4 protein-coding genes are annotated in these 2258 nt (G+C 36.2%); 2 read left to right on the top strand and 2 right to left on the bottom strand.

Going from position 1 to position 2258, the window contains the following annotated elements; genetic code table 11:
* The first annotated feature begins 196 nt into the window (after positions 1 to 196).
* On the top strand, positions 197 to 538 hold the full coding sequence (locus BHE89_RS15130; protein WP_006537039.1) for a Grx4 family monothiol glutaredoxin: 342 nt from the start codon (positions 197 to 199) through the stop codon (positions 536 to 538).
* Positions 539 to 656: 118 nt separating this feature from the next.
* Here the strand turns inward: BHE89_RS15130 and rnt are convergent, their stop codons facing one another.
* Positions 657 to 1295, bottom strand: coding sequence for a ribonuclease T (gene rnt / locus BHE89_RS15125; RefSeq protein ID WP_069369299.1), 639 nt, complete (start codon positions 1293 to 1295; stop codon positions 657 to 659).
* 98 nt (positions 1296 to 1393) lie between these two features.
* The gene (gloA, locus tag BHE89_RS15120; RefSeq protein WP_036937247.1) at positions 1394 to 1801 is read right to left on the bottom strand and encodes a lactoylglutathione lyase; all 408 of its coding nucleotides are present in this window, start codon (positions 1799 to 1801) and stop codon (positions 1394 to 1396) included.
* Positions 1802 to 1985: 184 nt separating this feature from the next.
* Here gloA and BHE89_RS15115 point away from each other — a divergent pair, with 184 nt between their 5' ends.
* Positions 1986 to 2225 (top strand): DUF1289 domain-containing protein, encoded by a 240-nt coding sequence (locus tag BHE89_RS15115; RefSeq protein WP_069369298.1) that lies wholly within the window; start codon positions 1986 to 1988, stop codon positions 2223 to 2225.
* Positions 2226 to 2258: the final 33 nt, after the last annotated feature.

Raw genomic sequence — 2258 nt, 5'->3', positions numbered from 1 at the left:
CACACCTAAAAACAGTAATACATGGATTTATTTATTGCGGATATTTTTCATCAAATCAGTGTGATTTTGTTTTAACAAGTTGATTTTTATTAAAAATAAACTTTACGTAGAGCTTTCTAATATAAAGTGGTATTCTTCTTTCATGTTTTCCCTATATAAAGCATATCGAATATAAAAGGCTGTAAGGACGTAATAAATGACGACTATTGAAAAAATTGAACGCCAGATCAATGAAAACCCAATTATTTTATACATGAAAGGTTCACCAAAATTACCAAGTTGTGGTTTTTCTGCTCAGGCAGTTCAAGCTATTTCTGCTTGTGGTGAGCGTTTTGCGTATGTTGATATCTTGCAAAACCCAGATATTCGTGCAGAGTTACCAAAATATGCGCACTGGCCAACCTTCCCACAATTATGGGTAGATGGTGAATTAGTCGGTGGATGTGACATTATTTTAGAAATGTATCAACGCGGTGAATTACAGAAGTTATTAAAAGAGACTGCTGATAAATATCGTGGTGAAGAAGAAGCGCAGTAATTAATTTTTTATCGTTTCATATTGAAATGCATAAAAGTAATGATATTTTCAATAAAAAGCAGTTCATTATGAACTGGCTTTTTATGTTATTCATAAATGTATCAGAGAAATCATGATTTCAAGGTGTAGGCAATGGCCATCCACCAAGTTTTTTCCAACGGTTAACTAATTCGCAAAAAAGTAATGATGTGCGGTTAGTATCGTATAATGCACCATGCGCTAATTTGCTATCAAAGGGAATACCGGCAGTGATACAGGCTTTAGCCAAAATTGTCTGCCCTAATACCAATCCACTTAAAGCTGCGGTATCAAAGGTGGCAAAAGGGTGAAAAGGATTACGTTTTAATCCTGCACGCTCAGCAGCAGCCATTACAAAGCTGTGATCAAAATTTGCATTATGAGCCACAATAATGGCGCGATTGCAATCTGCATCCTTCATACCTTTACGCACCATTTTAAAAATAGCATGAAGGGCTTCATATTCACTCACAGCGCCACGCAAAGGATTGGTTGGATCAATACCTGTAAATTCTAAGGCGGCGGGTTCTAGATTAGCCCCTTCAAAGGGGTCAACATGAAAATGTAATGTATTATCAGGTTTTAGCCAACCTTGTTCATCCATTTTTAATGTTATGGCGGCGATTTCAAGTAAACCGTCTGTTTTCGCATTAAATCCACCTGTTTCAACATCAATGACAACAGGGTAGTAACCCCGAAAACGGTTACAAAGCTTATTGGGATTATTTATATCAGGCATTAAGTTTGTACTTATCCGATAAAAAGAGAATATCGGAAATTGATAATCAGTAAGGCCAGAAAGATAAACATGCTATCTTTCTGGTTTTAAAATAAAATTTAGTTACCTAGAGCGTGACTTGCACTTTTGTTTTCGATGAGCTCGATTTTATATCCATCAGGATCTTCAACAAAAGCAATAATTGTTGAGCCACCTTTTACTGGGCCGGCATCGCGGGTAACATTACCGCCCGCTTGGCGAATGGCTTCACAGGTTGCAGCAACATCATCAACACCTAATGCCACATGCCCAAAAGCAGTGCCCATTTCGTAGCTGTTTACACCCCAGTTATAGGTTAATTCAATAACCGCACCGGTGCTTTCATCACCATAACCAACAAAAGCTAACGAGTATTTATATTCCTCATTCTCGCTAGTGCGTAGAAGTTGCATACCTAAAACCTTGGTATAAAAGTCGATAGAACGTTGTAAATCGCCCACACGGATCATGGTATGAAGTACTCGCATATAAACCTCTTGTGTTTTTTAATGATTAAACCCTACAGATAAACTGATGGCGGGGTACTATAACGCGTTAAAGCCCTAAAGTTCAATTTTACTACGCCTTTAACAGTTCAATAAATCATGTTGTGCAGATAATATCTCTATTAACTATACTCTATTGTAACAAACAATAGGGAGGGAAAATCAAATGCAAGAACAATTAGAATTTTTTGATATTCCTAGTCCTTGCATTGGACGTTGTGAAATGAATGTACAAGGATATTGCGTTGGATGCTATCGCAGTCGTCAAGAGCGCTTTAATTGGTCAACAATGAATCAACAAGAAAAAAGAAATATATTACGACTTTGTCAGCAACGTTATTTAAGAACATTAAAAAAATCGAGTTCTTCAATTGAAAAAGAGAATGAACAACTCAATTTATTTTAAATATTCTACTTATTTTTTAATGTTAGAATAATA

This window comes from Shigella sp. FC1967 (assembly GCF_001743005.1).
In the GTDB taxonomy this organism is placed as follows: Bacteria; Pseudomonadota; Gammaproteobacteria; order Enterobacterales; family Enterobacteriaceae; genus Proteus.
Note: the sequence above shows the minus strand (reverse complement) of the source record. Positions and strands in the feature narration are given on the sequence as shown.